General features: G+C 37.4%; 29 protein-coding genes. 25 read left to right on the top strand and 4 right to left on the bottom strand.

The window, feature by feature from the left end:
- Window positions 1–71: 71 nt before the first annotated feature.
- The 3 genes from E8M05_RS08780 to E8M05_RS08770 all read right to left on the bottom strand — a co-directional run bounded on the left by E8M05_RS08780 (window position 72) and on the right by E8M05_RS08770 (window position 3447).
- Complete coding sequence (locus E8M05_RS08780) at window positions 72–1004, bottom strand: ABC transporter substrate-binding protein (protein ID WP_003066045.1); 933 nt, start codon at window positions 1002–1004, stop codon at window positions 72–74.
- A 21-nt stretch (window positions 1005–1025) separates the two neighbouring features.
- Window positions 1026–1808 (bottom strand): ABC transporter ATP-binding protein, encoded by a 783-nt coding sequence (locus E8M05_RS08775; RefSeq protein ID WP_003066043.1) that lies wholly within the window; start codon window positions 1806–1808, stop codon window positions 1026–1028.
- 187 nt (window positions 1809–1995) lie between these two features.
- Complete coding sequence (locus E8M05_RS08770) at window positions 1996–3447, bottom strand: UDP-N-acetylmuramoyl-L-alanyl-D-glutamate--L-lysine ligase (RefSeq protein WP_003066041.1); 1452 nt, start codon at window positions 3445–3447, stop codon at window positions 1996–1998.
- Between the two features lie 96 nt (window positions 3448–3543).
- Between E8M05_RS08770 and E8M05_RS08765 the strand changes: the two genes are divergently transcribed.
- The 20 genes from E8M05_RS08765 to E8M05_RS08670 all read left to right on the top strand — a co-directional run bounded on the left by E8M05_RS08765 (window position 3544) and on the right by E8M05_RS08670 (window position 21439).
- A complete protein-coding gene (locus E8M05_RS08765; protein WP_003066039.1) occupies window positions 3544–5181 on the top strand; it encodes a putative polysaccharide biosynthesis protein in 1638 nt (545 codons plus the stop codon).
- Between the two features lie 263 nt (window positions 5182–5444).
- Window positions 5445–6539: a cystathionine gamma-synthase gene (locus E8M05_RS08760; protein WP_003066037.1), complete on the top strand. Its 1095-nt coding sequence runs from the start codon at window positions 5445–5447 to the stop codon at window positions 6537–6539.
- A 1-nt stretch (window position 6540) separates the two neighbouring features.
- Entirely contained in the window at window positions 6541–7704 is a 1164-nt protein-coding gene (locus E8M05_RS08755) for a MalY/PatB family protein (RefSeq protein WP_003066036.1), read from the top strand.
- 157 nt (window positions 7705–7861) lie between these two features.
- Window positions 7862–8491 carry a uracil phosphoribosyltransferase gene (upp, locus tag E8M05_RS08750; protein ID WP_003066034.1) on the top strand — a complete coding sequence of 210 codons (630 nt, stop codon included), beginning with the start codon at window positions 7862–7864 and terminating at the stop codon, window positions 8489–8491.
- A gap of 360 nt (window positions 8492–8851) precedes the next feature.
- Window positions 8852–9442 (top strand): ATP-dependent Clp protease proteolytic subunit ClpP, encoded by a 591-nt coding sequence (clpP, locus tag E8M05_RS08745; protein WP_003066032.1) that lies wholly within the window; start codon window positions 8852–8854, stop codon window positions 9440–9442.
- Between the two features lie 91 nt (window positions 9443–9533).
- Window positions 9534–9977, top strand: coding sequence for a YlbF/YmcA family competence regulator (locus tag E8M05_RS08740; protein ID WP_003066031.1), 444 nt, complete (start codon window positions 9534–9536; stop codon window positions 9975–9977).
- Window positions 9970–10221: a YlbG family protein gene (locus E8M05_RS08735; protein WP_003066029.1), complete on the top strand. Its 252-nt coding sequence runs from the start codon at window positions 9970–9972 to the stop codon at window positions 10219–10221. Before E8M05_RS08740 ends, E8M05_RS08735 begins: the two co-directional genes overlap by 8 nt.
- Before the next feature lie 109 nt (window positions 10222–10330).
- Window positions 10331–11512 (top strand): ABC transporter substrate-binding protein, encoded by a 1182-nt coding sequence (locus E8M05_RS08730; RefSeq protein WP_003066027.1) that lies wholly within the window; start codon window positions 10331–10333, stop codon window positions 11510–11512.
- A 51-nt stretch (window positions 11513–11563) separates the two neighbouring features.
- On the top strand, window positions 11564–12448 hold the full coding sequence (locus tag E8M05_RS08725; protein WP_003066025.1) for a branched-chain amino acid ABC transporter permease: 885 nt from the start codon (window positions 11564–11566) through the stop codon (window positions 12446–12448).
- Between the two features lie 3 nt (window positions 12449–12451).
- Window positions 12452–13405 (top strand): branched-chain amino acid ABC transporter permease, encoded by a 954-nt coding sequence (locus E8M05_RS08720; protein ID WP_003066023.1) that lies wholly within the window; start codon window positions 12452–12454, stop codon window positions 13403–13405.
- Window positions 13405–14169 carry an ABC transporter ATP-binding protein gene (locus E8M05_RS08715; RefSeq protein ID WP_003066020.1) on the top strand — a complete coding sequence of 255 codons (765 nt, stop codon included), beginning with the start codon at window positions 13405–13407 and terminating at the stop codon, window positions 14167–14169. Before E8M05_RS08720 ends, E8M05_RS08715 begins: the two co-directional genes overlap by 1 nt.
- Window positions 14169–14879 carry an ABC transporter ATP-binding protein gene (locus E8M05_RS08710; RefSeq protein ID WP_003066018.1) on the top strand — a complete coding sequence of 237 codons (711 nt, stop codon included), beginning with the start codon at window positions 14169–14171 and terminating at the stop codon, window positions 14877–14879. The genes E8M05_RS08715 and E8M05_RS08710 overlap by 1 nt, the downstream gene beginning before the upstream one ends.
- A gap of 173 nt (window positions 14880–15052) precedes the next feature.
- Window positions 15053–15712, top strand: a complete 660-nt coding sequence (locus E8M05_RS08705; protein ID WP_013852169.1) for a CBS domain-containing protein — start codon at window positions 15053–15055, stop codon at window positions 15710–15712.
- Between the two features lie 188 nt (window positions 15713–15900).
- Window positions 15901–16536, top strand: a complete 636-nt coding sequence (gene tmk / locus E8M05_RS08700) for a dTMP kinase (protein ID WP_003066013.1) — start codon at window positions 15901–15903, stop codon at window positions 16534–16536.
- A 10-nt stretch (window positions 16537–16546) separates the two neighbouring features.
- Window positions 16547–17422 (top strand): DNA polymerase III subunit delta', encoded by an 876-nt coding sequence (locus E8M05_RS08695; RefSeq protein WP_003066011.1) that lies wholly within the window; start codon window positions 16547–16549, stop codon window positions 17420–17422.
- Complete coding sequence (locus E8M05_RS08690) at window positions 17419–18219, top strand: PSP1 domain-containing protein (protein ID WP_003066009.1); 801 nt, start codon at window positions 17419–17421, stop codon at window positions 18217–18219. The genes E8M05_RS08695 and E8M05_RS08690 overlap by 4 nt, the downstream gene beginning before the upstream one ends.
- Window positions 18212–18532, top strand: coding sequence for a DNA replication initiation control protein YabA (yabA, locus tag E8M05_RS08685; RefSeq protein WP_003066006.1), 321 nt, complete (start codon window positions 18212–18214; stop codon window positions 18530–18532). Before E8M05_RS08690 ends, yabA begins: the two co-directional genes overlap by 8 nt.
- A 6-nt stretch (window positions 18533–18538) precedes the next feature.
- Window positions 18539–19405 (top strand): 16S rRNA (cytidine(1402)-2'-O)-methyltransferase, encoded by an 867-nt coding sequence (rsmI, locus tag E8M05_RS08680; RefSeq protein WP_003066004.1) that lies wholly within the window; start codon window positions 18539–18541, stop codon window positions 19403–19405.
- Between the two features lie 400 nt (window positions 19406–19805).
- Window positions 19806–21041, top strand: a complete 1236-nt coding sequence (locus E8M05_RS08675) for an ammonium transporter (protein WP_003066002.1) — start codon at window positions 19806–19808, stop codon at window positions 21039–21041.
- A 56-nt stretch (window positions 21042–21097) separates the two neighbouring features.
- Entirely contained in the window at window positions 21098–21439 is a 342-nt protein-coding gene (locus E8M05_RS08670; RefSeq protein WP_003066000.1) for a P-II family nitrogen regulator, read from the top strand.
- A gap of 321 nt (window positions 21440–21760) precedes the next feature.
- On the opposite strand, the gene E8M05_RS08665 is transcribed toward E8M05_RS08670, so the two are convergent.
- The gene (locus tag E8M05_RS08665; protein ID WP_003065995.1) at window positions 21761–22390 is read right to left on the bottom strand and encodes a copper homeostasis protein CutC; all 630 of its coding nucleotides are present in this window, start codon (window positions 22388–22390) and stop codon (window positions 21761–21763) included.
- Window positions 22391–22525: 135 nt separating this feature from the next.
- Between E8M05_RS08665 and serC the strand changes: the two genes are divergently transcribed.
- The 5 genes from serC (at window position 22526) to E8M05_RS08640 (ending at window position 26333) form a co-directional block, all read left to right on the top strand.
- Window positions 22526–23617 carry a 3-phosphoserine/phosphohydroxythreonine transaminase gene (gene serC / locus E8M05_RS08660; RefSeq protein ID WP_003065993.1) on the top strand — a complete coding sequence of 364 codons (1092 nt, stop codon included), beginning with the start codon at window positions 22526–22528 and terminating at the stop codon, window positions 23615–23617.
- Between the two features lie 70 nt (window positions 23618–23687).
- Complete coding sequence (locus E8M05_RS08655) at window positions 23688–24236, top strand: GNAT family N-acetyltransferase (RefSeq protein WP_003065991.1); 549 nt, start codon at window positions 23688–23690, stop codon at window positions 24234–24236.
- A 45-nt stretch (window positions 24237–24281) separates the two neighbouring features.
- Window positions 24282–25460, top strand: coding sequence for a 3-phosphoglycerate dehydrogenase family protein (locus E8M05_RS08650; RefSeq protein WP_003065989.1), 1179 nt, complete (start codon window positions 24282–24284; stop codon window positions 25458–25460).
- Window positions 25461–25645: 185 nt separating this feature from the next.
- Window positions 25646–25789: a DUF6440 family protein gene (locus E8M05_RS11590; RefSeq protein WP_233437505.1), complete on the top strand. Its 144-nt coding sequence runs from the start codon at window positions 25646–25648 to the stop codon at window positions 25787–25789.
- Between the two features lie 58 nt (window positions 25790–25847).
- Window positions 25848–26333, top strand: coding sequence for a methylated-DNA--[protein]-cysteine S-methyltransferase (locus E8M05_RS08640; protein WP_003065984.1), 486 nt, complete (start codon window positions 25848–25850; stop codon window positions 26331–26333).
- Window position 26334: the final 1 nt, after the last annotated feature.

The raw sequence follows: 26334 nt of genomic DNA, 5'->3' as shown, positions 1-26334 counted from the left end.
TCCCTTTCAGAGAAATCAGCGAAAACTGCCTAGCGTATGGATTGCAGGCAGTTCTCAGCTGGTAAATGAGTTTAACTATTAGCTTGCTCGATTGCTGATACAAAAGCATCCAGCTGTTTATCAAGCGACATTGGGTCTGAGAAGTAGAAGAGGCTTTCATCAACTTCTAAAACGTGATTATTTTTCACAGCAGAAATATTGTTCCAAACATCGCTTTCTTTTAGGGAAGCTGCCGCTTCTTTAGTGTCGTCACTAACATTAAGAACAACGTAGTCTCCGATATAATCTCCAAGAACTTCTTGTGAAATGCCAAACCAGCCAGCAGGGAAAACATCATCTTGGACTTTTTGTGGTGCAGCATAACCAAGCGAATCATAAATCAACTCACCACCACGTCCCCAGTTATTACCATAAAGGTAGATATCTTTGTCGTAAAAATCCATAACCGTAAAAGTCGTTGATGAATCAATGTATTGACTCAGTTCTTCTTTAGCTTCAGCAGTTTTAGTTTCCCAGTTATCAAGCCATTCTTGGGCTTCATCTTCTTTATCAAAAACTTTTCCGAGATTAGTCATCATTTCCAAATAATCACTTTTACCGTATTCAATGACTAAAACAGGAGCAATTGCTTTCAAATCATCAAGATTTTCATCTGTTGAAAAAGCGATGATAAGGTCTGGTTTTTGGGTAGCAATAGCTTCGGTATCATCTGATGTTAATTGGACAGCCTCAGCTAATTGATCACCAAAAGCAGGGCTATTTTTTTCTAAATCAAGTGAATAACTTGAAACATTGACACCGAGTTCTAATAAATAACCTGTGTATGAGTAGGCAAAATTAATGACCTTTTGAGGATTTTTAGGAATATCTCCTTCATAAGAAAATCCAGTAATTTTAGGCATGCTAGATAACTCGGTATTATCTGAAGTTGATGATGTATTATGGCAAGCAACGAGTAAAAATGTTGCTAGAAAAGTCGTTAAAACGGCGAAAAACTTTTTCATGTCTATTCTCCTAATAAAAATCTATGTTAGCTGATAAGTCAGCAAAATAGGACGATTGTGGATAGGGTCTTGAACGATATGGGCTTCGATATTAAAAATATCACGTAAAATGTCTGCTGTCATGATGTCTTGAACCTTACTGTGATATTTAATCGCGCCAGCTTTCATGGCAATCAATTCGTCAGAAAAACGTGCTGATAAGTTCAAATCGTGCAAAACCATAATAATAGTTTTCTGGGTATCTTGGTTAAGTTTTTGGAGTAATTCCAAGATTTCCAGCTGGTGGTTCATATCTAGATAAGTTGTTGGCTCGTCTAAAAAAATAGTATCTGTGTCTTGAGCTAAAGCCATAGCAATCCAAACACGTTGACGTTGACCACCTGAAAGCGAATCAACTTTTTCATTGGCAAATTCAACAACTTTGGTTATTTCCATTGCCCAGTTGATTTTTTCCTTGTCTGTGTCGCTTAAACTTCCCAAATAGTTTTGATGTGGAAAGCGACCGTATGAGACAAGCTCATAAACTGAAATCCCTTCAGTCGCTTCAAGCATTTGGGGGAGTAGTGCTAACTTTTTGGCAATTTCTTTAGTTGGTAAATGAGCAATTGCTTCTCCGTCAACAAATACTTGACCAGCTTTAAGGGCATGAATGCGTGTTAAAGCTTTTAATAAAGTTGATTTACCACAACCATTGGCACCGATAATTGTCGTGATTTTTTGTTTTGCTATGGTGACAGATAAGTCATTGATAATCACTTTATCATCGTAAGCTACTGAGATGTTTTCAGCGTAAATATCTGACATAATCGACCTCCTTTCAAAATGATTTTAGGGGAATTTTTCTTCCCAAAAACAAGTCCCTAAATCGAGAATTGTTTTTTTATTGTAACAAGAAAAAAGACCTCTGAAAAGCCTTTTTTTGAATATTTTTATATTATTTAAATATTTTTATTATTAATTAGAATTGTTCAAAATAATACTTGAAATCGTTCTAATTAAGGTAGCTTTTAGCGATATTCAAATCACCAGCATAAGCTGTGCGTTCACCATTTACGATTTGATAAGCATCAGCTCCTTTACCAGCGATAATAACGGCATCTGTTTCATTATTAGTGCGTGCCATAGCTTGTGAAATAGCCTTTTCACGGTCAACTTGAATGTCAAGTGGACGTGTCACTTGACTAGCAATTTCTTCGGCAATAGCTTGTGGGTCTTCGTAATTAGGGTCATCAGCTGTTAAGATAACGTGAAGATTTGGGTGAGCATTGATGACACGAGCAAAGTCAGCACGACGGCTTTCTCCCTTATTACCAGTTGCACCAAGAATCAGGTGAAGGTCGCCTTTTTGGTGTTCTTCAACGACAGATAACAGTTTTTCAAGACTGTCACCATTGTGCGCATAATCGACGAAGACTTTAGCACCATTAGTTTGCGTAATGACTTCCATGCGACCAGGGACACTTGTTTGGGCAATTCCTTTTTGAATATCAGCTAGACTTGTTCCCAAACGCAGACAAGCAAGACCAGCAGCAACCGCATTTTCTTGGTTAAATGAGCCAATGAGCTGAATATCATAATGTCCTGCTAGTTTGCCAGTCACATCAAAGTCAAAAGCTCTGCCATTTTCAATCGTATTATCAGAATCCTTGCCGTAAAAATCATGAGGAGTATTGGCAACTTGTTGTGCGACAACATTAAAATAATCCATACCTGCATTGACAACAACAGCTTTGCTATTTGCCATTAAAAGGCGTTTGTGGTAGAAATAATCTTCAAATGTTGGATGTTCAATCGGTCCAATATGGTCTGGGCTGATGTTGAGAAACGCTCCGACATCAAAAGTCAATCCATAAACACGTTCAACCAGATAAGCTTGACTAGAAACCTCCATGATAAGGTGTGTCATGCCATTTTGGACAGCTGTTGCCATCATTTTGAAAAGGTCAAGACTTTCAGGCGTTGTTAATTTTGATTTAAAGAAAGTTTTGCCGTCCAAAGTTGTGTTCATGGTTGAAAACATCGCAGGTCTGTGGCTTTGTTTCAAGATATTGTAGGCAAAATAAGCAGCGGTTGTTTTCCCTTTTGTTCCCGTAAAAGCAATGATTTTCAAATCATTTTCTGGATGACCATAAAATTCCATGGCGATTAAGCTCATGGCTTTTTTGATATCAGTAACGATAATCGCTGGAATATCAAGCTCATAATCAACTTGGCTAACATAGAAAGTCAAGCCATTTTCAATTGCTTGCTCAAGATACTCTTTTTTAAAGGTCGCACCTTTGGCAAAGAAAAGTGTTGATTTATCTGCTTCGCGACTATCAAAACTAATCTGAGAAAAACTTGGATTTTCTTTCCAATCTAAAGAATAGTGATTATGGAAAATAATTTCGCGAAAATTATGGTCATTTTTCAGAATGTCGAGGGTTTTTTCAAGTGTAATCATACTCTCTATTTTAGACTTAATGTCTTTGTTTTACAAGTCACAATCAAAAGTTTATAATAAAAAGTAACGCTTATTTTAAAAATTAGGAAGAATACTATGTCTGAAAACAAAACAAATATGACACAGCAGCAACAGATGGTGCGCGGGGCGGCATGGTTGACAGCGTCAAACTTTATTAGTCGCCTTTTGGGTGCTTTCTACATTATCCCTTGGTATGCTTGGATGGGGACTCACGGTGAGCAAGCCAATGCACTTTTTGGAATGGGCTATAATATTTACGCCGTTTTCCTACTCATCTCAACCGCGGGAATTCCTGTTGCCATTGCTAAACAGGTTTCGAAGTATAATACGTTAGGTCAAGAAGATACTAGTTATTATTTATTACGTAAAATTTTAAGATTGACCTTGGTATTGGGGCTTATTTTTGCGGCAATTATGTACATTGGCTCACCGATTCTAGCTGCTTGGAGTGGTGGCGGAGCTGATTTGGTTCGTGTTATGAAAAGTTTATCTTGGGCACTCTTGCTTTTCCCGTCAATGAGTGTTCTACGTGGCTTTTTCCAAGGATTTAATAATTTAAAACCTTATGCCATGAGCCAAATTGCAGAGCAAATTATCCGTGTTATTTGGATGCTTTTAACAGCTTTCATGATTATGAAAATTGGCTCTGGTGATTATGTTTCAGCCGTTGTTCAATCAACGTTTGCTGCTTTTATCGGAATGATTGCTAGTGTCCTCGTCCTCCTTTTCTTCCTTTGGCGCGAGGGTAAATTGCAAGCTATTTTCTCTGCAGGAAATAATGATGTTAATATTGATGCCAATGCGATTATCATTGAAACGATAAAAGAAGCTATTCCGTTTATCATTACAGGAGCAGCGATTCAACTCTTCCAGATTGTTGACCAGTTGTCATTTATCAACACAATGAAGTTGTTTACGTCGCATACGACCAAAGAATTGCAAATTTTATATGCTTATTTGTCAAGTAATCCAAATAAAGTAACGATGATTTTGATTTCTTTGGCTACTGCCATCGGTGGAGCTGGTATTCCCCTTTTGACAGAAAACTTTGTTAATAAAGACAAAAAAGCAGCAGCTCATTTGGTCATTAATAGTTTGCAAATGCTGTGTATGGTGCTTTTTCCAGCAATGCTTGGGGCGATTATTTTAGCACAGCCACTCTATACGCTTTTCTACGGTGCGCCAAATAGCACAGCCCTGTGGTTATTTGTAGGTGCCTTGCTGCAAGTGATTTTCTTAGCACTCTATAGCCTTTTAGCACCTATGCTTCAAGCCTTATTTGAAAATCGCAAAGCTATTCGATATTTTGGTTACGGTTTAATTATTAAGATTGTTTTGCAAATTCCGTTTATCTATTTCTTCCACGCTTATGGCCCACTTTTATCCACAGCCATTGGTTTAACAATACCGATTGTTCTGATGTATAAGCGCATTTATGAAGTGACACGCTTTAACCGTAAAGCTTTGTTGCGAGGAATTTTTCTTGTTAGTATTTTAACAGCTATGATGGGTGTTATTGTTGCTATAGCAACCGTTGGACTTCATTTTATTGTTAGCCCAACGACACGTGTTGGTAGTGTTGTTTATATTGTGCTTGTAGGTGCCTTAGGTGTTCTTGTTTACGGCTTCCTTGCCCTAGTAACTCGTTTGCTTGATAAATTAATTGGTGGCAGAGCAAAAGCACTCCGCCAAAAACTACATTTAGAGCGATGAAAACAGTCCAGTGGACTAACTCGCTTCTTTATTTTTAAGCTCATGAAAAAACAGTCCACTGGATTGACTCGCTTTCTTATTTCTGGGCTCGTGAAAAAAACGTCCAAGGGACGTTTTTTTTAGTTATAGTTTTTACTTATAGCTGATTATCAAGAAATAGAATAACGAAAAAGTCATGCATTTCAACGAATAAATGATAGAATAGTTTATAAATTTTAATAGACCAGATAGCTGGTAGTGATATGTTTTGAGGGGGAGACACCATGAAAAGTGATTGTAGATTGGCAACTATTTTAGCACATGCAGGAATAAAATCAGATGAAGCGACAGGAGCGTTAGCAGCACCTATTCATTTTTCCACAACTTATCAACACCCAGAGTTTGGAAAATCAACAGGTTTTGATTACACAAGAACGAAAAATCCAACACGCGCAACGCTTGAAAAGACACTTGCAGCGATTGAAAAAGCAGATTATGCACTTGCAACGTCATCTGGTATGAGTGCTATTGTTTTAGCCTTTGAAATTTTTCCTGTTAGAGCCAAAGTAGTTGCCGCACGTGACTTATATGGTGGCTCTTTCCGTTGGTTCAATGATAAAGAAAAAGAAGGGCGTTTTTCGTTTGAATACACCAATACAGAAGCAGAGCTTTTAGCAGCGATTTCTGATGACACGGATATTGTTTACATTGAGACCCCAACGAACCCACTAATGGTTGAATTTGACATTGAAAAAGTGGCGAATGCGGCTCATGCCAAGGGCGCTAAGCTTATTGTGGACAATACTTTTTACAGCCCAATTTATCAAAATCCAATTCCACTTGGAGCTGATATTGTTGTGCATTCAGCCACAAAATATTTGGCAGGACATAATGATGTCTTAGCAGGCGTTGTGATTACAAACGACAAAGAGACATATGACAAACTTTTCTACAATCTCAATACGACTGGTCCAACCTTATCACCATTTGATTCTTATATGTTGATGCGTGGGCTAAAAACCCTTAAACTTCGCATGGAAAAATCAACTGAAAATGCGCGTGAGATTGTTGCATTTTTGGAAAAATTACCTGCTGTTAAAGAAGTGCTTTATACGGGTAAAGGTGGCATGATTTCTTTCAGAGTGGTTGATGAAAGTAAGATTCCAGATATTATCAATAGCCTTGACATCATTACATTTGCAGAAAGTCTTGGTGGTGTGGAAAGTTTAATCACTTACCCGAGAACCCAAACACACGCAGACATTCCTGAAGAGGTTCGTTTATCTTACGGATTAACCAATGATTTATTGCGCCTATCTATTGGAATCGAAGATGTTGAAGATTTGATTGATGACCTAAAACACGCATTGGAGGCTTAGTATGGGAACATATGATTTTACAACGAGACCAAATCGTCTAACACATTTCACATATAAATGGCAGGCATCTGAAAATGACCCTGATTTGCTTCAACTTTGGGTTGCTGATATGGATTTTTTGCCTGTTCCAGAAATTAAAGAAGCGATTATAGATTATGGACAAGAACACATCTTTGGCTATAATTATTTTAAGGATTCTCTTTATCAATCAGTGATTGATTGGGAAAGAAAAGAACACGGCTACAACATCACCAAAGATGACATTTCTTTCATTGACGGTGTTGTTCCTGCCATTTCAGTTGCTATTCAGGCCTTTACTGAAAAAGGCGATGCGGTGCTGATTAATTCGCCAGTTTATTATCCTTTTGCACGGACAATTCGCTTAAATGACCGTAAATTAGTGGAAAATTCTTTGATTATTAAGAATGGGCATTTTGAAATTGACTTTGACCAACTTGAGAAAGATATCGTTGATAATCAGGTAAAACTTTATGTTTTTTGTAGCCCACACAACCCTGGTGGACGTATCTGGTCAGCACAAGAATTACAAAAAATCGGTGAGCTTTGTGAAAAACATGGCGTTATATTGGCTTCAGATGAAATTCATCAAGATTTGGCGCTTTTTGGCAATAAGCATCATTCTTTCAACACAGTTGATGACCGTTTTAAAGAATTTACACTTATCCTGTCATCAGCTACGAAAACATTTAACATTGCTGGTACGAAAAACAGTTTTGCGATTATTCAAAATCCGAAACTTCGTAAGCAATTTAAACGTGTCCAACTGGCTAATAATCAACACGAAGTTCCGACTCTGGGAATGATTACGACGGAAACTGCCTTTACTTATGGCAAGCCATGGTTAGAAGAATTAAAAAAAGTTATCGAAGAAAATATTAATTACGTTGTGGATTATTTTGAAGAACATACCAAGATTAAGGTCATGAAGCCTGAGGGAACTTACCTTGTGTGGCTTGACTTTTCAGCCTATGACATTGAACAACCACAATTAGATGAAAAACTTCAAAAGGAAGCAAAAGTGGTGTTAAATGACGGCGCACATTTCGGAAAAGAAGGCAAAAGTTTTGCTCGTCTAAACGTTGCTGCACCACTAGAAACTGTAAAAGAAGCCAGCAAACGCATCGCTAGCGTCTTTGGAAAGTAAAGACATCAGTCCAATTGGCTGATGTTTTTTTCATAAAACTGAGAATAATGACTAATTTTAAAAAAGTATGACATTCGTCATAATTAGTGAGCATATTTTGCCATTTTCTGCTATAATTGATAAGGTTAAACTAAATTCAGTATAAAAGGAGTACATCATGGGAAAATTCCAAGTTATCTCACACCCGCTTATCCAACACAAATTATCAATCTTGCGTCGCACAACAACTTCAACTAAAGATTTTCGTGAATTAGTTAACGAAATTGCAATGCTTATGGGTTATGAAGTGTTGCGCGACCTTCCACTCGAAGATGTTGAAATCGAAACACCGATTACAAAAACAACTCAAAAACAATTAGCTGGTAAAAAATTAGCAATTGTTCCTATTTTACGTGCTGGTATCGGTATGGTTGATGGTTTTCTTAGCCTTGTTCCAGCTGCTAAAGTTGGTCATATCGGAATGTATCGTGATGAAGAAACATTGCAACCTGTTGAATACCTTGTAAAATTACCAGAAGATATTGACCAACGACAAATTTTTGTGGTTGACCCAATGCTTGCAACAGGTGGTTCAGCTATTTTAGCCGTTGATTCTCTTAAAAAACGTGGCGCAGCTAACATTAAATTTGTTTGTCTCGTATCTGCACCAGAAGGTGTTAAAGCTCTCCAAGAAGCACACCCAGATATCGACATTTACACAGCCACTCTTGACGAAAAACTTAACGAACATGGTTACATCGTTCCAGGTCTTGGTGACGCTGGTGACCGACTATTCGGTACAAAATAAGGTTAAGTTGATTGCTTAACTATTAAAAAGAGCACCTCATTTGAAGTGCTCTTTTTAATATCTGCATGTTCTACTTTATTTTATTATCTAAAAAATGTAGAGTTTCAATTGATTTGTAGTGCAATGTAATGAAAGTCAATGTTTCAAAAATCACATGAAATCAAGGTTTCTACCGTCTATTGACGTGTAGTGAACCCCTATTTTACTTCAGGAAAAAGTCAATTATTAACGTTTTTTATTTGACCTTTTTTGACCAATTGACTATAATAGTTTCAGATTGATTATTAAAACCAGACATGGATAAGAAGGTGATAGTCACCATTTCAATTTGTCCGTGTAGCTTAATAAAGGAGAAAATATATGATTCCTGTAGTTATTGAACAAACGAGCCGTGGCGAACGCTCATACGATATTTATTCACGCCTTTTGAAAGACCGTATTATCATGTTGACTGGACCAGTTGAAGATAATATGGCTAACTCTATCATTGCCCAATTGTTGTTCCTTGATGCACAAGATAACACTAAAGATATTTACCTTTATGTTAATACTCCTGGTGGTTCAGTATCAGCAGGGCTTGCCATTGTTGATACAATGAATTTCATTAAGTCAGATGTTCAAACAATTGTTATGGGTATGGCAGCTTCAATGGGAACTGTTATTGCGTCATCAGGTGCAAAAGGTAAACGTTTCATGTTGCCAAATGCTGAATACATGATTCACCAACCAATGGGTGGTACTGGTGGCGGTACACAACAAACAGATATGGCAATTGCTGCCGAACACCTTTTGAAAACACGTCAAAACTTGGAACAAATTTTGGCTGACAACTCTGGTCAAACATTGGAAAAAGTTCATGCTGATGCTGAACGTGATAACTGGATGAGTGCACAAGAAACTCTCGAATACGGCTTCATCGACGAAATCATGGTAAACAACGAATTAAACTAATTGAAGATATATATTAAACCCGCCTTTGGTGGGTTTTTTGTTGCGAGCTGACCAAGGATACATTTAACTTTAATTGTGGTATAATCGTTTTATGTTGACAATTGATGAACAATTATTTGATATTGATGAAGCTATTGATGAGGTTGCCGCATCTTTTCTTGAGTTGGAAAGTGTTAAAAACTATCGGAAAGCACGTGAGGTTTTCTTGGCAGATACTGTGCTTCAGGAAAAAATTATGCATTTTCAAGCCTTGAAACAAAGCTATGAAGATGTTAAATCGTATGCAGCTTTTCGATCAGAAGTTGCTGAAATACGTCGTCAACTTTTTAAGGAAAAAAGGGGCATTGACATTAACGAAAAAGTTAGTCAATTGCGACAAAGTGAAGTTGCTGTTCAAAAAAATTTAGCAGAGCTATCACAAAAGATCTCATCAACTATTTCATCTGATATTTTTGTAGAGACAGGTTTGCCTTTGGCACCACATAAATCACATTATGGGAATTGTAGTAAAGGAGGAAGGAAAAAGCATGTTTAAAAAGCAGGAACGTCAGGGGATTATTGTTTATTTATACTATAATCGTGATGCTCGAAAGTTAAATAAATTTGGTGATGTTTTATACCATTCGCATAAAATGCGATATCAGATCTTGTATGTAAACAAGGAAGAAGCAGAAGATATTGCAAAAGAAATTTCAGAATTGAAATTTGTTAAAGAAGTATTATTATCGGAGTTTGATAATATCGATGAAAATTTTGTAGGCAATTTAGCTCGTTTTTGATATAATATAATCTTGTATGAAGAAGTACGAAAAGAATATTGACAATTTTCTGATAATTCAGTATTATTTTAAGTGACTTTTTATTAGAAATTTAAGGAGAGAAATTCTTATGCATAAAAAGATTGCGCTCACAGCGCTAACTTTTTTAGCCTCAATTACTTTAGCAGCTTGTAGTAAGTCGCCAGACGTAACTGCAAATGCCACAGGAACAACGATTGGTGACACCTTGAAAATTGGTGTTAACCTTGAATTGACTGGTGCGGTAGCTGCTTATGGTAATGCAGAAAATGACGGTATTAAACTTGCCGTTGAAGAGATTAATAAAGCTGGCGGTGTTGATGGTAAAAAAATTGAACTCGTTACGAAAGATAATAAATCTGAAAACGCGGAAGCCTCTACTGCAGCGACTAACTTGGCTATTCAAAGTCAAGTTAATGCAATGATTGGTCCAGCCACTTCTGGTGCGGTTTCTGCCGCTAGTTTGAATGCCCAGAAAACAGGGGTTCCGTTGTTGACTCCAAGTGGTACACAGGATGATTTGACAGTGGGTAGTGATGGTGTGAAAAAAGACGTTTTCCGTACGACTTTCCAAGACAGCTTCCAAGGTCAAGTTTTAGCACAGTACGCTTATAGCAATTTAAATGCTAAAAAGGTTGTTCTTTATTATGATAACTCAAGTGACTATGCTAAAGGAATTGCTGAGGAATTCCAAGAAAAATATCACGGAGAGATTGTTGCAACAGCGACATTTGCTTCAGGGGATAAAGATTTCCAATCAGCCTTGACAAAATTCAAAAACTTGGATTATGATGCGATTGTAATGCCAGGTTATTATACAGAAACTGGTATCATTACAAAACAAGCGCGTGATATGGGTATCGAAGTTCCAATTTTGGGACCTGATGGTTTCAATGATGATAGCTTCGCTGACTTGGCCGGTACAGCAAATACGCATGATGTTTATTACGTATCGGGTTATTCAACGAAAACAGCACTTTCAGATAAAGCAACAGAATTTATTGCAGCATATAAAGAAAAATACGGTTCAGAACCAAATATGTTTGCAGCGCTTGCTTATGACTCTGTTTATATGATTGCTAAAGCAGCAGAAGGTGCAGAAACTTCAATTGATATTGCTAATAACTTAGCAAATCTGACAGATTTTGAAGGTGTTACTGGTACAATGACTATCGATGAAGATCATAACCCAATCAAGACAGCTTTGATGGTTAAGATGAAAGATGGTGTTGAAGATTCAGCTGAAGCCGTTGAAATTACAGGAGATAACTAGAGGTCATTTTCCTTTAGCTTTATATCACATAACTAGAAAGTTTGGTATTATATGTTTTTAGAACAGCTCCCCCAACAACTGGTTAATGGTATTATTCTAGGAAGTATCTATGCGTTACTTGCTCTTGGGTATACCATGGTTTATGGGATTATTAAATTAATTAATTTTGCTCATGGCGATATTTATATGCTAGGTGCATTTATCGGTTACTATGCTATTAGTAGCCTTCACATGAATTTCTGGATTGCCCTCATTTTTACAATGATTGCAACAGCTTGCCTGGGAATGATTATTGAGTTTTTGGCTTATCGTCCATTACGTCATTCGACGCGTATTGCAGCCTTGATTACGGCGATTGGTGTGTCGTTCTTCCTTGAATATGGTATGGTTTTCTTGGTTGGCGCAAATACGCATTCATTCCCGCAAGCTATCGATATTGTTAGCTATAAGATTGGCTCTGTAACAGTGACAAACATTCAATTGTTGATTTTAATTGTTTCCCTTGCTTTGATGGTAGCTTTGCAATTAATCGTTAAGAAAACAAAAATGGGGAAAGCAATGCGTGCCGTGTCTGTTGATAGCGATGCAGCTGAATTAATGGGAATTAACGTCAATTCAACAATTAGTTTCACATTTGCGCTCGGTTCAGCACTTGCAGGTGCCGCAGGTGTGTTAATCGGTCTTTACTATAACTCAATTGAACCATTAATGGGGATGACACCTGGTATTAAAGCCTTCGTTGCCGCTGTTCTGGGTGGTATCGGCATTATTCCAGGGGCAGCTTTAGGTGGATTTGTTATTGGTATTTTGGAAACTTTATCAATTTCGCTCAACCTTTCAAGTTATCGTGATGCCATTGTTTACGGTGTCTTAATTATCATTCTTTTGGTAAGACCTGCTGGTATTCTTGGCAAAAACGTGAAAGAGAAGGTGTAGAAAATGAAAAAGAATCTAAAAATCAATCTTTCTTGGCTTGCTTTGATTGTTGTTCTTTTTGGAATCTTAGAATTTCTAGCAACAACTAATATTTTGAACCTTTACTACATTCAAATTCTCATGGGGATTGGGATTAGTATTTTAATGGGACTTGGTACTAACCTTGTGCTCGGTTTCTCAGGACAATTCACACTTGGACAAGCTGGGTTTATGGCAATCGGTGCTTATGCCACAGCGATTATCACACAACAAAATCCAACTTACGGTGGCTTTTATTTCTCAATGCTTGTTGGGATTGTGATTGCTGTTCTTGTAGCGCTTGTCTTTGGTATTCCAACACTTCGTTTGAAAGGTGACTACCTTGCGATTGCAACGCTTGGTATGGCTGAAATTATCCGTATTGTTATTGTCAATGGTGGCGATTTAACCAACGGTGCGGCTGGTTTGACAGGAATTTTGCCATACACAACATGGCCAGTTATCTTTATCTTTGTCGTTGCAATTACGATTTTGATTTTAAATTTCCTACGTTCATCTATTGGACGTCAAGTTATTTCTGTTCGTGAAGATGAGATTGCAGCAGAAGCAATGGGTGTCAACATCACAAGAATGAAAGTCTTGATTTTTGTAATGGGAGCTATCATTTCAGCTATTGCTGGCTCACTTTACGTTGGTTACATCGGAACAGTTGTACCAAAAGACTTTACTATCATGAAATCAATTGATTACTTGATTATTGCTGTTCTTGGTGGGCTAGGTTCTATCACAGGAACTATTCTAGCAGCCATTGTTTTAGGCATTCTTAACATGTTCTTACAAAACGTTTCAAACCTCCGTATGATTATCTATTCTTTGGCATTAATTTTGGTAATGATTTTCCGTCCAGGAGGACTTTTAGGAACAAAAGAATTCACATTATCACGTTTCTTTAATAAAACTAAGGGGGGCAATCATTAATGGCACTTCTTGATGTTAAAAATTTAACCAAAAATTTCGGTGGTTTGACAGCCGTTGGTGATGTCACAATGCATTTAAATGAGGGAGAATTAGTTGGTCTTATTGGTCCAAACGGTGCTGGTAAAACAACACTTTTCAACCTTTTAACAGGTGTCTATGAACCAAGCGAAGGTTCAGTTTCTTTGGATGGCACATTGTTAAATAGCAAGAAACCTTATAAAATCGCATCACTTGGTCTTTCACGTACTTTCCAAAATATCCGTCTCTTTAAAGATATGACCGTTTTGGAAAATGTACTTGTTGGCATGGCTAATCAAAATAAATCGCATGTCTTTGCAAGCTTTCTTCGTTTGCCAAAATTCTATCAAAGCGAGGAAGAGTTGCGCCAAAAAGCTATGGATTTGTTAGCTATCTTTAATTTGGATGGAGATGCAGATACCCTAGCTAAAAATCTTCCTTACGGTCAGCAACGTCGTTTGGAAATTGTACGTGCCCTTGCCACTGAACCCAAAATTCTCTTTTTAGATGAACCTGCTGCTGGGATGAACCCACAAGAAACAGCAGAATTGACACAGTTAATTCGTCAAATCAAAGAAGAATTTGACATTACCATTATGCTTATCGAACACGATATGAGTCTTGTAATGGAAGTGACAGAACGTATTTACGTTCTTGAATATGGACGTTTAATTGCTCACGGTACACCTGATGAAATCAAAAATAATCAACGTGTTATTGAAGCTTATCTTGGAGGTGAAGGATAATGACAATGTTAAAAGTTGATAATTTATCAGTCCATTACGGCGTTATCCAAGCTGTAAAAGATGTTTCTTTTGAAGTCAATGAAGGAGAAGTTGTCACACTTATCGGTGCCAATGGTGCTGGTAAAACTTCTATTCTTCGTACGATTTCTGGTTTGGTTCGTCCAAGTGCTGGTAAAATCGAATTCTTAGGACAAGAAATTCAAAAAGAACCTGCTCGAAAAATCGTTGCTAGTGGCTTGTCACAGGTTCCTGAAGGACGTCATGTTTTCCCAGGCTTAACTGTGCTTGAAAACCTTGAATTGGGAGCTTTCTTGCGTAATGACCGTGAAGAAAATCAAAAGAATTTGAAGAAAGTTTTTGAACGCTTCCCACGACTTGAAGAACGTAAATCGCAAGATGCAGCCACACTTTCAGGGGGTGAGCAACAGATGCTTGCTATGGGGCGTGCTTTGATGAGCCAACCCAAATTACTTCTTCTTGATGAACCGTCAATGGGGCTTGCGCCAATTTTTATCCAAGAAATATTTGACATCATTCAAGATATTCAAAAACAAGGAACAACTGTCTTGTTGATTGAACAAAATGCCAATAAAGCGTTAGCAATTGCTGACCGCGGTTATGTTTTAGAAACAGGAAAAATTGTTCTTTCAGGAACAGGTAAAGAATTGTTAGAATCAGAAGAAGTCCGCAAGGCTTACCTCGGTGGCTAACAAACCGTTAACTGAATTTAGTATTTAACCAAGTCTAGGATAGCTGTTATCCTAGACTTTTTATCATTAACAACAGTCTCGTCTGCTTTATTTTCATTATTTTTTCAATCTTTGGTGAAACCGTTTGCGGTTTGTGGTATAATAATAACAAGAAAATAATGCGGAGAATTGTTATGGCAGTAAAAGATTTTATGACTAAAAAAGTTGTTTATGTGTCTCCTGATACAACAGTAGCACATGCGGCTGATATGATGAGAGAACAAGGCTTGCGTCGCTTGCCTGTTATCGAAAATGATAAGCTTGTCGGGATTGTTACCGAAAGAACAATGGCAGAAGCTAGTCCTTCAAAAGCAACGACTTTGTCAATTTATGAGATGAATTATTTGCTTAATAAAACTAAAATTCGTGACGTGATGATTCGCGATGTTGTGACGGTTTCACCGTACGCAAGTCTAGAAGATGCGATTTATACCATGATGAAAAATCGTGTTGGAATTGTTCCTGTTGTCGAAAGCGACCAAGTCTATGGTGTTATTACAGATAAAGACGTTTTCAAAGCTTTTCTTGAAATTTCTGGTTATGGCGAAGAAGGTGTTCGCGTGGTTATTTCGGCTGATGATACGGTTGGAACTTTGGCAAAAATTGTAGATACGATTTCAAACGACAATCTCAATATCAAACGTACCGTTGTTGCCACTCGTAAATCTGGAAAAGTTGCTATTGAAATTCAAATCGACGGTAAAGCTGATGTTGCAGATCTACGAGAAAAATTGCTTAACCAAGGCATTCAAGTTGATGCGATTGAATTAACAGAAGCAAAATCATTGGATTAAGTGCTAATTTAACTGAGAAAGCAGAATTTAGTTTCAAGCTAGGTTCTGTTTTTTTTTGAGCGACGAGACGGAAAGTTATGTCTATCAACTTTTTATGCTTGAATCCAATAAGTTAGCGAATTTGCTAGTGTTATTTTTGTCTGTTTTTTGTTAAAATAGAAACATAGAAAGAATTTTAAGGAATTTTCATGAAAAACGGTATAATCATTTCATTTGAAGGCCCAGATGGTGCTGGAAAAACCACAGTTTTAGAACAAGTCCTTCCAGTTTTGCAAGAAAAGGGCTATGATATTATAACCACACGTGAACCTGGTGGTGTCGAAATTGCAGAGCGTATTCGTGATGTCATCTTAGATGTTAACCACGTTGCTATGGATAATAAGACAGAGTTGCTCTTGTATATGGCTGCAAGACGTCAACATTATGTTGAAAAGGTTCTGCCAGCTTTAGAGGCTGGTAAGGTGGTCTTGATTGATCGTTTTATTGATAGTTCAATTGCTTACCAAGGTGCTGGACGTGGCTTGGATAAAGATATCATTAGGAGATTAAATGACTTTGCAACAGACGGTAGAAAACCAGATTTGACGCTTTATTTTGATGTTGAATCAGAAATTGGTTTAGCCAGAATTGCTAAAAATGCTGAGCGTGAAGTTAACCGACTTGATTTGGAAAAATTAGACATGCACAAGCGTGTTCGAGAAGGTTATTTAGCCTTGACTGAACAAGAAAAACGTATTGTGACTATTGATGCGTCACGTGAATTGGCAGAGGTCGTGTCAGAGACACTTCATACCATTCTTGAACAGTTAGCAAAAAATGAGTAGAGGGATTTAGATGGAATTAGAGCACTTGCAACCCCAACTTTTTAAAGAGTTTAATCAAATTTTGAAATCAGATAGGATGAACCACGCCTATCTTTTTTCAGGGGATTTTGCGAGCTTTGATTTTGCTCTTTACTTTGCTAAAAGTCGTTTTTGCGAAAACCTCCAAGATAGTTTGCCATGCGGGAAATGCCGTGAATGTCAGTTAATTGCGGAAAATGAATTTTCGGATGTTAAGGTTGTCAAACCAAGTGGGCAAGTCATCAAAACTGATACGATTCGTGAATTGATGCGTGATTTCTCACGTTCAGGTTTTGAAGGCAAATCACAAGTTTTCATTATTCAAAATTGTGAAAAAATGCATGTTAATGCTGCAAATAGCCTTTTGAAATTCATTGAAGAACCACAAAGTTCTTCCTACATGATTTTGTTGACTAGTGATGAGAATAAAGTTTTACCGACGATTAAAAGTCGAACACAGATTTTCCGTTTTCCGAAAAATAAGCCACTGTTGATCGAGCAAGCTGAAAAAGCTGGAGTTTTGAAAATACAAGCAGAAATATTAGCAGAATTGTCAAAAACACCGGAGCACCTTGATGAAATGATGCAAGATAAAAAAGTATTGGATGTCATTCAAACTTGTGAGCGTTTTGTCACGGTTCTGTTTAAAGAAAAAATGCTGGCTTATTTAGAAACAGGGCGTTTGGTTCAAGTTGCTTTAGAAAAGTCTGACCAAGAACTTGTTTTTCAACTCTTGCCGCTATTTTTAGCAAAGCAATTTAATCAAAAAGAAAGTTTGGTTTATTTAGAAAAAAGTTTTAAGGCGCAACAAATGTGGAAAAGTAATGTGAGTTTCCAAAATGCGCTAGAATATATGGTGATTTCATGACAGAAGTATTGAGCGTAAAATACGAAGAAACAGGCAGTATTGTCTATGTTTTACCAAATAAAAAATATAAACTCGGCGATTACGTCGTCGTCAAAAATAAAAAAGGGTGTCGTTTGGCGCAAGTTGTCACTAGCAACGAAGTCATTGATGAGGTCAAATTACCTGCTGAGATGGATTCTGTAACACGTCTTGCCAATGAAAAAGATAAACAAGCTTACCAAGAAAATATTGATTTAGCGAAGCGTTCGTTTTCAACGGTTAATGAGCTAATTTTAGCTAATGACCTAAAAATGAAAGTGATTGATATTATTTTCCCTTTGGAAAGAAGCTGTGTGCTTATCACGTTTTCAGCAGAAGAACGTGTTGATTTTCGTCAATTGCTACGTGATTTAGCAGGTCATTTCAAAACAAGAATCGAACTTCGTCAAATCAACAGCCGCGAAGAAGCTAAGGTTTATGGTGGTCTTGGACCGTGTGGTCGTGCCCTTTGTTGTTCAAGTTTTTTGGGAGAATTTCCACCTGTGTCTATTAAAATGGTCAAAAATCAAGGAATGTCACTCAGCACAGGAAAAACATCAGGTATCTGTGGGCGTTTGATGTGTTGTTTGAGTTTTGAAGATGACTTTTATAAAGCCTCTAAGAGGAAATTCCCTGATGTAGGAACGGAGATTGAAACAGTTGATGGCTTGGGAGTTATTGCAGGGATTGATGTGTTTTCTGATACCGTCAAAGTTCGTTTTCCAGAAAAACACACGCTCTTAACCTATGCTTTAGAGGAGGTCAAAGTACGTGGATAAAAAAGAATTATTTGATGCCTTTGATGGTTTTTCACAAAATTTAATGATTACCTTAGCTGAAATTGAAGCCATGAAAAAACAAGTGCAATCACTACTAGAGGAAAATACAGCTTTGCGTCTTGAAAATGATAAAATTCGCACGCGTCTAGCTCAACTTGAGCAAGATACACCAGCTAAATCTTCTAAGCAAGGAAAACGATATATCGAAGGCATTTACCATGATGGTTTCCATATTTGCAATGATTATTATGGTCAACGTCGTGAAAACGATGAAGAATGTATGTTTTGTATGGAAGTTTTAGATAGGGAGTAACTGCCTATGAAAGTACAAAAAAGTTTTAAAAATCAGACAACCTATGGCCAGCTGTATCTTGTTCCAACACCGATTGGCAATATGCAAGACATGACTTATCGTGCCGTGGAAATACTAAAAAATGCTGATTTTGTCTGTGCAGAAGACACTCGCAATACAGGGCTTTTGCTGAAACATTTTGACATTTCAGCCAAGCAAATTAGCTTTCATGAACACAATGCCTATGAAAAAATTCCTGAATTGATTGCTCTGATGAAAGAAGGAAAAATTTTGGCACAAGTGTCTGATGCTGGGATGCCTTCTATTTCTGACCCAGGTCATGATTTAGTAAAAGCAGCTATAGCTGAAGAGATTACTGTCGTTGCTATCCCAGGGGCTTCTGCTGGGATTACGGCGCTTATTGCGAGTGGCTTAGCACCGCAACCACATATTTTTTACGGTTTCTTGCCAAGAAAAGCTAAGCAGCAGAAGGAATTTTTTGAAGCTAAGAAGCAGTATCCTGAAACACAAATTTTTTATGAATCACCTTATCGTGTCGCAGATACATTGGACAATATGTTAGCAGTATATGGTGATAGAAAAATTGTTTTGGTTCGTGAGTTGACAAAGCTTTTTGAAGAATACCAGCGCGGATGCATCTCAGAAATTTTGGAATACATTGCCCAAAATCCTTTAAAAGGAGAGTGTTTAATCGTTGTATCTGGTCAAGATGAGATAGCGACATTAGAAGAAATATCAGAAAATATTAATCCAGCTGAACTCGTTGCTCAGTTAATCGAAGCTGGGGACAAGCCAAATCAAGCCATTAAAAAAATTGCTAAAACTTACGGCTTAAACCGTCAAGAAGTTTACAATGCTTATCATCAACTTTAAACATTACTAATCAGCTGAGACAACTACCGATGATTATGGAATTATCATCGGTAGTTTTTTGTCTTGTAAACTCCTTTTATTTATATTTTATAATTTTATGTAAGAAAACATAACAAGGATAGTTGTATCAAAATTAGCGACTTTGCTAACATTTCTATGTCAAGTTATAGAATCAATAAAATGAGTATTATCAAAGGAAGAATATTGTTTTTAAATGTAGAAGAAGACTGACGTTTTATGTTATAAATACAGAAAATTTAGAAAATTCAACAAAAAACACTTTACTCTGCCCCAAAATAATGTTATATTATCTAACATAAAATATCGCAACACTTGTTGTAGTATTTTAGAAAGTCGACTTTAAGGTTTAAAGTCTTAGAATATAAAAGGAGTTTTTGATATGGATGCAGGAAGTATAGCTTTTATGATTATCTGTGCTAGCCTAGTCTTTTTGATGACACCAGGTTTAGCATTCTTCTATGGTGGTTTAGGGAGACGCAAAAATGTCATTAATACAATGATGATGTGTGTGATTCCGATTGCTGTTGCTTCAGTAATGTGGATGATTTGTGGGTATTCCCTTTCATTTGGTGGTGATGGAAGCCTAATTGGTAATTTCTCGCATCTCTTTTTCAATGGTGTTAGCGAAACGGCTAGCACACGTGGTTTAGAAATTCCTGATGCGTTATTCGCAGCGTTCCAAATGATGTTTCCAATCATTACGGTTGCCATTTTAACAGGAGCGGCAGCAGGACGTATGCGTTTTACACCTTTGATTATTTTCATCATTTTCTGGCTTCTCTTGGTTTATTTCCCATTTGCTCATATGGTCTGGGATGAAGGGCTTTTGGCTCAATGGGGAACAATTGACTTTGCTGGTGGTGATGTCGTTCATATTACCTCTGGGGTTTCAGGTTTGGTTTTGGCATTGGTACTTGGAAAACGTCGAGATTATAACCGTTTAGAATACCGTCCGCATAACGTACCATTTGTTTTCCTTGGTGCAGGTCTTCTCTGGTTTGGTTGGTTTGGATTCAATGCTGGTTCTGCCCTTGCAGCAGACGGGCTTGCAGTCCATGCCTTTGTCACAACACACATTTCAGCAGCGGCAGCAATGTTGTCTTGGTTGCTTGTTGAAAAAGTGTTAACTGGAAAATTCTCACTTGTCGGTGCTTCAACAGGATTGGTAGCAGGGCTTGTCGCTATCACGCCAGGAGCAGGTTTTGTTTCAACGTGGAGCTCTCTTCTCATCGGTCTTTGCGTTAGCCCAGTTTGTTATTTTGCGATTTCAGTTCTTAAGAGTAAATTCGGTTATGATGATGCTTTAGATGCCTTTGGTTGTCATGGTATCGGAGGGATCTTTGGTGGTTTGGTAACAGGACTTTTCACTACACCAGAACTCGCTCTTGACGGAAACAATATCGGTTTAATCTATGGTAATGCGCATTTATTCCTAGTAATAGTAGCAGCTATCATTTTTACAATTGTTTGGTCAGCGGTAGCAACTTTTGTTATTATTAAAGTGATTTCAATCTTCACAAGTATTCGTGTTGAGGATCGTGCGGAAGCTATTGGTCTTGATGATAGTGAGCATGAAGAAACAGCTTACCCAACATTTATGGGGCTTGATTCATAATTAAAGGATAGTTAGAAATCTGAGCTAAATAGAAACGTTTAGAAAGAGAGTGTATTATGAAAAAAATAGAGGCGATTATCCGTTCAGACCGTTTGGAAGATCTCAAAGATGCCTTATCTAAAGCAGGATTTACCAAGGGAATGACAGTCAGTCAAGTGCTTGGTTATGGAAACCAACGCGGTTTTGCAGAATATGTTCGTGGTCAAAAGATTGTGCCAACTTTGCTTGCGAAAGTAAAAGTTGAAATTGTGACACACGATGCGGCGGTTGATGAAATTGTGGATATCATCTGCAAAGCTGTTCGTACAGGTGAAGTTGGAGATGGTAAAATTTTTATTCTTCCGATTGAAGAAGTTGTCCGTATTCGGACAGGAGAACGAGGTGGTGATGCCGTTTAAGTTTTAAAATCTCCGAAGTTTAGTCAAGCAAAAATAGTGGTAGAAAACCTGAATTCTTAAAGGATTCGGTTTTTTTGATATAAAAAAGGGAGTGAGACAGAAATCGGTAATTTTGAAAAAATTCGATTTCGTTATCTCACCCCCGTATGGCTCGAAAGATTTGTGGAATCTTTCGAGGTGGGAAAAGAAGTCAAGCGTAGCTTGATGTCAAAAAAGGGTTGTAAAAGCTGATTTATCAGCGCATTAAAAACCCCTCAACTACTGCGTTTTGCAATTAACAACAGGATAAACAAAGAAGCCGAACACTTTTGTCTCTGCCTTTTAATTAATTTTTGTTCCGTGTGCTGCTTGAGCACCAGTTTTTTCAATAAGTTCTTGGTAATTATCAGCTGTGACACCGCCACCAATCATGATTTCAATACGACCGTCAGCGTAATCAACAAGATCTTTAAGGTGAGCGACATTTTCAAAAATATCATTATTTTGAGTAGATCCGTGTGTCAAAATACGTGTAAAGCCTAATTTAACCAATTGGTCGAGTGCTTCTTTTTGCTCTTCAAGCGGAATTTGGTCAAAAGCCATGTGAAAAACAAGTGGTAGTCCTTGTGTGGCGGGAAGAAGTTGTTCGATACCATCTTGGTCAATGTGATTATCTTCTGTTAATAATCCCAAAACTAAACTGTCACTTTCAAGTTCAACGGCGCGAAGAATATCGTCTTCCATGATGCGAAGTTCGCTATCATTATAGACAAAGTTACCACCGCGAGGACGAATCATTGTTGCTAGTGCGATGTCTTTTTCATGCAGGTAGCGTGCCGCTTCTTTGATAACACCATAAGATGGCGTTGTACCTCCAACGGCTAAATTATCACAAAGTTCAACGCGTTTAACAGACTGATTGAGTTGATTGAGAAGTGTTGTATTTTCAGCACAAAATTCTTTGATAATCATTTGGACTCCTTAATTATTTACTACTTACTATTATATCATGATTATTTATAAATATTTTAAGTAAAAAATCTCAAAAATCTTTACAAAATTCAGAAAATTGTGTTATAATTTATACTATTATACGGAGGTATTTTTATGACAATTTACAATTTCTCTGCAGGTCCTGCAGTGTTACCGAAACCAGTGCTTGAACAAGCACAGCGTGAAATGCTTGACTACCAAGGTAGCGGCATGAGTGTTTTAGAAATGTCCCACCGTTCCAAAGAGTTTGATAATATTATTAAAGAAGCAGAACAATTATTGCGTGAATTAATGGCTATTCCAGATAATTATAAAGTGATGTTCCTTCAAGGTGGTGCATCTACGCAATTTACAATGCTTCCTTTAAACCTTGCTAAGGGACGTAAGGCATATTATCTAGTTGGTGGTTCGTGGGGTAAAAAAGCTTATGCAGAAGCTGTTAAATTGTCCAAAACTGTTCCTTTTGAACCATTGCTACTAGCATCATCTGAAGATACAGTATATGACCATATTCCTACTTTTGATTCAAAAGATATTGATCCAGAAGCTGCTTATGTTCACATCACAACAAACAATACAATTGAAGGAACGTCTATTTATGATCTTCCTGATACAAATGGTGTGCCAATTGTAGCGGATATGTCTTCAAATATTCTGGCTGTACGTTACAACGTTGAAGATTTTGCTTTGATTTATGCAGGTGCCCAAAAGAACATCGGTCCTGCAGGGGTTACAGTTGTAATCGTCCGTGAAGATTTCTTGAATGATGAACCAACGCTTTCTGCTATGCTTGATTACCGTATCCAAGCAGAAGCGGGTTCACTTTACAATACACCGCCTGCATATAACATCTATATTGCAAAACTTGTTTTTGAATGGGTGAAAGCTTTCGGTGGTGTTGATAAAATGGAAGCTGCTAACCGCGAAAAATCAGGTTTGTTGTACGATTTCATTGACCAATCTGACTTCTATACAAACCCTGTTAAAAATCCAGCAGAACGTTCAGTAGCTAATATTCCATTTGTAACACCAAGTAAAGAACTTGATGCTAAATTTGTTGCTGAAGCAACACCGCTTGGATTTAAAAATATCAAAGGTCACCGTTCTGTGGGTGGTATGCGTGCTAGTCTTTACAATGCATTCCCACGTCAAGGGGTACTTGATTTGATTGAATTCATGAAAAAATTTGAAGCTGAAAATAAATAATTGTTTTATTACCACTTTCGCATCGAATTTGTTATAAAATAGATTCATAATCATTAGAAGAGGTAATAATATGGAAATTAGACAAGCTTTTCCAAATGAAGTCGACCAAATCATGCTCGTTATTGAGGACGCACGAAAACAATTGGCAGCAAGCGGTAGTAATCAATGGCAAGGGAAATATCCTGATGAGGATACGATTTATGATGACGTTTTGACTGGTCAAGGGTATGTAGCCTTATTAGATGGGCAAATTGTAGCCTATGCAGCTGTTATCACTGATGGTGATCCTGCTTATGACAAGATTTACGATGGTCAGTGGAAACACAATAATCACCGTTACATCACATTTCACCGTGTTGCTGTTTTGTCTAGTGTGACTGGTCGAAAGGTTGCTCAAACATTTCTTCAAGGATTGATTGAAGGAACTGATGGACATGATTTCCGTTGTGACACCCATGAAAAGAATGGTGCCATGCAACACATTTTTGAGAAACTTGGTTATGTCTATTGTGGAAAAGTGCCAATTGATGGTGAACGTCTAGCTTATCAAAAAATTAAAACTAAGGATGAGAATGCTCTCTATCAAGAAGTTGATGAGGCTGATCATCATAGTTATTAACAATAACGGAAAAGGAAGGCTTTTTGTAGCCTTTGTGTGAAATAAATGGTATATAGTGTTAAAACGTTTAATAATATTAATCAAGTAGGGCTTAAAGAATTAGGAAATCATTTTCAAATTGATGGTGAGTTAGCGGAAAATCCAGATGCCTATATTCTTCGTAGTCAAAATTTGCATGGAACAGTATTTCCAGAAAATTTAAAAGCGATTGCGCGTGCAGGTGCAGGAACAAATAATATTCCGATTGATGAAGCAACGGCAGCAGGGATTGTAGTCTTTAATACGCCTGGTGCAAATGCTAATGCTGTAAAAGAAGCGGTTCTTGCTTCTATCTTGATGTCAGCGCGTGACTACATCGCTGCTAATGCGTGGGTAAACACCCTTTCTGGTGATGATGTTCCAAAACAAGTCGAAGCTGGTAAGAAACAATTTGCTGGTAATGAAATTTCTGGTAAAACGCTAGGCGTTATCGGACTTGGTGCTATCGGTGGTCGTATTGCTAACTATGCACAACGTCTTGGTATGAATGTTCTAGGGTATGACCCATATGTTTCTATTGAAACAGCTTGGAATATTTCTCATCACGTCAAACGTGTGGCTGATGTTAAAGAAATCTTTGCGAATTCTGATTATATCACTGTTCATGTGCCTTTGACAGATGAAACACGCCATACATTTGATAGTGAAGCATTTGGTTTGATGCAAAAAGGAACGGTTGTTATCAATTTTGCGCGTGGTGAATTGGTTGACAATGCAGCACTTTTTGAAGCTATTGCAGCTGGTGTTGTGAAACGTTACATTACTGATTTTGGGACAGAAGAGTTGCTTAACAAAGATAAAATCACAGTTTTCCCTCACGTAGGTGGTTCAACGGCTGAAGCTGAACTTAATTGTGCGATTATGGCTGGTAAGACAATTCGTCAGTTCATGGAAACAGGTGAGATTACTAACTCTGTTAACTTTCCAAATGTGCATCAAGCATTGACTGCACCATATCGTATCACATTGATTAATAAAAATGTGCCAAATATCGTCGCTAAAATTTCAACAGCGGTCTCTGACTTAGGCATTAATATTGATAATATCATCAATCGCTCAAAAGGTGACTATGCTTATACGCTACTTGACCTTGATGAAACTGATAAGGCGAAAATTGATCACTTAGTTGCTAATTTTGAATCTAGCGATAATATCGTTCGTGTACGTTTAATCACGAAAAAATAACAATAAAGATTGGAAGAGTTGGGAGTATTTCTCAGCTCTTTTTTTCTTTTTTTGCTATAATGGTTAAAACGATTTCAAAATTAGGGGAGGGAGATAGTTTATGGATAAAAAGCAGTTAAAAGAATACCAAAAACAGTTAAGAGAACGATTTTTCAGTGTTCGATTTGGTAATAAAAAAACAAAATTTGGTTCTGTTAGTTGACCGTGAAATTGGAGTAGAATATCTTGGAGTGACGGCTGGTCTAGGTAATCCTTCGGGGATAACACCTTTACTTAATGCGGATGGGACACCTAAGATTAATACAGAATGGCAGAACCATCAGTTATAGATAAGGCAGCAGAGCTTGCTTTTTCTATTAGGCATATGGATTAAGTGGGAGTGATAAAATGTTAAGAAAGTTGGTTTATCAGTCTGAGTTAGGAGAAATAGTCGTATTAGCTAATGAAAAAGGGCTCTTAGGTTGCTATTTTCTAGGACAAAAGTATTTTGAATATGGTTATGAACGCGAAAAAATTATTGAAGAAACGACCATTTTTTTAGATGAGGCAAAAGTTTGGTTGGATGATTATTTTACTGGTAAAAATCCCGACCCGAGTCGATTGACCTTGGTGCCTTATGGTACGGCTTTTCAGAGGAAAGTTTGGAAAGTCTTAGTACAAATTCCTTATGGGGAGACAATGACCTATGGAGAAATTGCCGAAAAAATTAACTGTGGTTCGGCGCAAGCCGTTGGTGGAGCTGTAGGTAAAAATCCCTTGTCTATCATTGTTCCTTGTCACCGTGTTTTAGGAAATCAAGGGCAATTAACAGGCTATGCTGGCGGAGTAGAGCGAAAGTGTTGGCTATTGGAACATGAGAAAGCTAATTTTTAGA

It is taken from the genome of Streptococcus pasteurianus, assembly GCF_004843545.1.
GTDB classification, from domain to species: Bacteria; Bacillota; Bacilli; order Lactobacillales; family Streptococcaceae; genus Streptococcus; species Streptococcus pasteurianus.
Note: the sequence above shows the minus strand (reverse complement) of the source record. Positions and strands in the feature narration are given on the sequence as shown.

What these genes read in the sequence shown, in the direction of transcription:
- E8M05_RS08780 (WP_003066045.1), bottom strand. Translation starts at nt 1,004, where the DNA reads ATGAAAAAGTTTTTCGCCGTTTTAACGACTTTTCTAGCAACATTTTTA.
- E8M05_RS08775 (WP_003066043.1), bottom strand. Translation starts at nt 1,808, where the DNA reads ATGTCAGATATTTACGCTGAAAACATCTCAGTAGCTTACGATGATAAA.
- E8M05_RS08770 (WP_003066041.1), bottom strand. Translation starts at nt 3,447, where the DNA reads ATGATTACACTTGAAAAAACCCTCGACATTCTGAAAAATGACCATAAT.
- E8M05_RS08765 (WP_003066039.1), top strand. Translation starts at nt 3,544, where the DNA reads ATGTCTGAAAACAAAACAAATATGACACAGCAGCAACAGATGGTGCGC.
- E8M05_RS08760 (WP_003066037.1), top strand. Translation starts at nt 5,445, where the DNA reads ATGAAAAGTGATTGTAGATTGGCAACTATTTTAGCACATGCAGGAATA.
- E8M05_RS08755 (WP_003066036.1), top strand. Translation starts at nt 6,541, where the DNA reads ATGGGAACATATGATTTTACAACGAGACCAAATCGTCTAACACATTTC.
- upp (WP_003066034.1), top strand. Translation starts at nt 7,862, where the DNA reads ATGGGAAAATTCCAAGTTATCTCACACCCGCTTATCCAACACAAATTA.
- clpP (WP_003066032.1), top strand. Translation starts at nt 8,852, where the DNA reads ATGATTCCTGTAGTTATTGAACAAACGAGCCGTGGCGAACGCTCATAC.
- E8M05_RS08740 (WP_003066031.1), top strand. Translation starts at nt 9,534, where the DNA reads ATGTTGACAATTGATGAACAATTATTTGATATTGATGAAGCTATTGAT.
- E8M05_RS08735 (WP_003066029.1), top strand. Translation starts at nt 9,970, where the DNA reads ATGTTTAAAAAGCAGGAACGTCAGGGGATTATTGTTTATTTATACTAT.
- E8M05_RS08730 (WP_003066027.1), top strand. Translation starts at nt 10,331, where the DNA reads ATGCATAAAAAGATTGCGCTCACAGCGCTAACTTTTTTAGCCTCAATT.
- E8M05_RS08725 (WP_003066025.1), top strand. Translation starts at nt 11,564, where the DNA reads ATGTTTTTAGAACAGCTCCCCCAACAACTGGTTAATGGTATTATTCTA.
- E8M05_RS08720 (WP_003066023.1), top strand. Translation starts at nt 12,452, where the DNA reads ATGAAAAAGAATCTAAAAATCAATCTTTCTTGGCTTGCTTTGATTGTT.
- E8M05_RS08715 (WP_003066020.1), top strand. Translation starts at nt 13,405, where the DNA reads ATGGCACTTCTTGATGTTAAAAATTTAACCAAAAATTTCGGTGGTTTG.
- E8M05_RS08710 (WP_003066018.1), top strand. Translation starts at nt 14,169, where the DNA reads ATGACAATGTTAAAAGTTGATAATTTATCAGTCCATTACGGCGTTATC.
- E8M05_RS08705 (WP_013852169.1), top strand. Translation starts at nt 15,053, where the DNA reads ATGGCAGTAAAAGATTTTATGACTAAAAAAGTTGTTTATGTGTCTCCT.
- tmk (WP_003066013.1), top strand. Translation starts at nt 15,901, where the DNA reads ATGAAAAACGGTATAATCATTTCATTTGAAGGCCCAGATGGTGCTGGA.
- E8M05_RS08695 (WP_003066011.1), top strand. Translation starts at nt 16,547, where the DNA reads ATGGAATTAGAGCACTTGCAACCCCAACTTTTTAAAGAGTTTAATCAA.
- E8M05_RS08690 (WP_003066009.1), top strand. Translation starts at nt 17,419, where the DNA reads ATGACAGAAGTATTGAGCGTAAAATACGAAGAAACAGGCAGTATTGTC.
- rsmI (WP_003066004.1), top strand. Translation starts at nt 18,539, where the DNA reads ATGAAAGTACAAAAAAGTTTTAAAAATCAGACAACCTATGGCCAGCTG.
- E8M05_RS08675 (WP_003066002.1), top strand. Translation starts at nt 19,806, where the DNA reads ATGGATGCAGGAAGTATAGCTTTTATGATTATCTGTGCTAGCCTAGTC.
- E8M05_RS08670 (WP_003066000.1), top strand. Translation starts at nt 21,098, where the DNA reads ATGAAAAAAATAGAGGCGATTATCCGTTCAGACCGTTTGGAAGATCTC.
- E8M05_RS08665 (WP_003065995.1), bottom strand. Translation starts at nt 22,390, where the DNA reads ATGATTATCAAAGAATTTTGTGCTGAAAATACAACACTTCTCAATCAA.
- serC (WP_003065993.1), top strand. Translation starts at nt 22,526, where the DNA reads ATGACAATTTACAATTTCTCTGCAGGTCCTGCAGTGTTACCGAAACCA.
- E8M05_RS08655 (WP_003065991.1), top strand. Translation starts at nt 23,688, where the DNA reads ATGGAAATTAGACAAGCTTTTCCAAATGAAGTCGACCAAATCATGCTC.
- E8M05_RS08650 (WP_003065989.1), top strand. Translation starts at nt 24,282, where the DNA reads ATGGTATATAGTGTTAAAACGTTTAATAATATTAATCAAGTAGGGCTT.
- E8M05_RS08640 (WP_003065984.1), top strand. Translation starts at nt 25,848, where the DNA reads ATGTTAAGAAAGTTGGTTTATCAGTCTGAGTTAGGAGAAATAGTCGTA.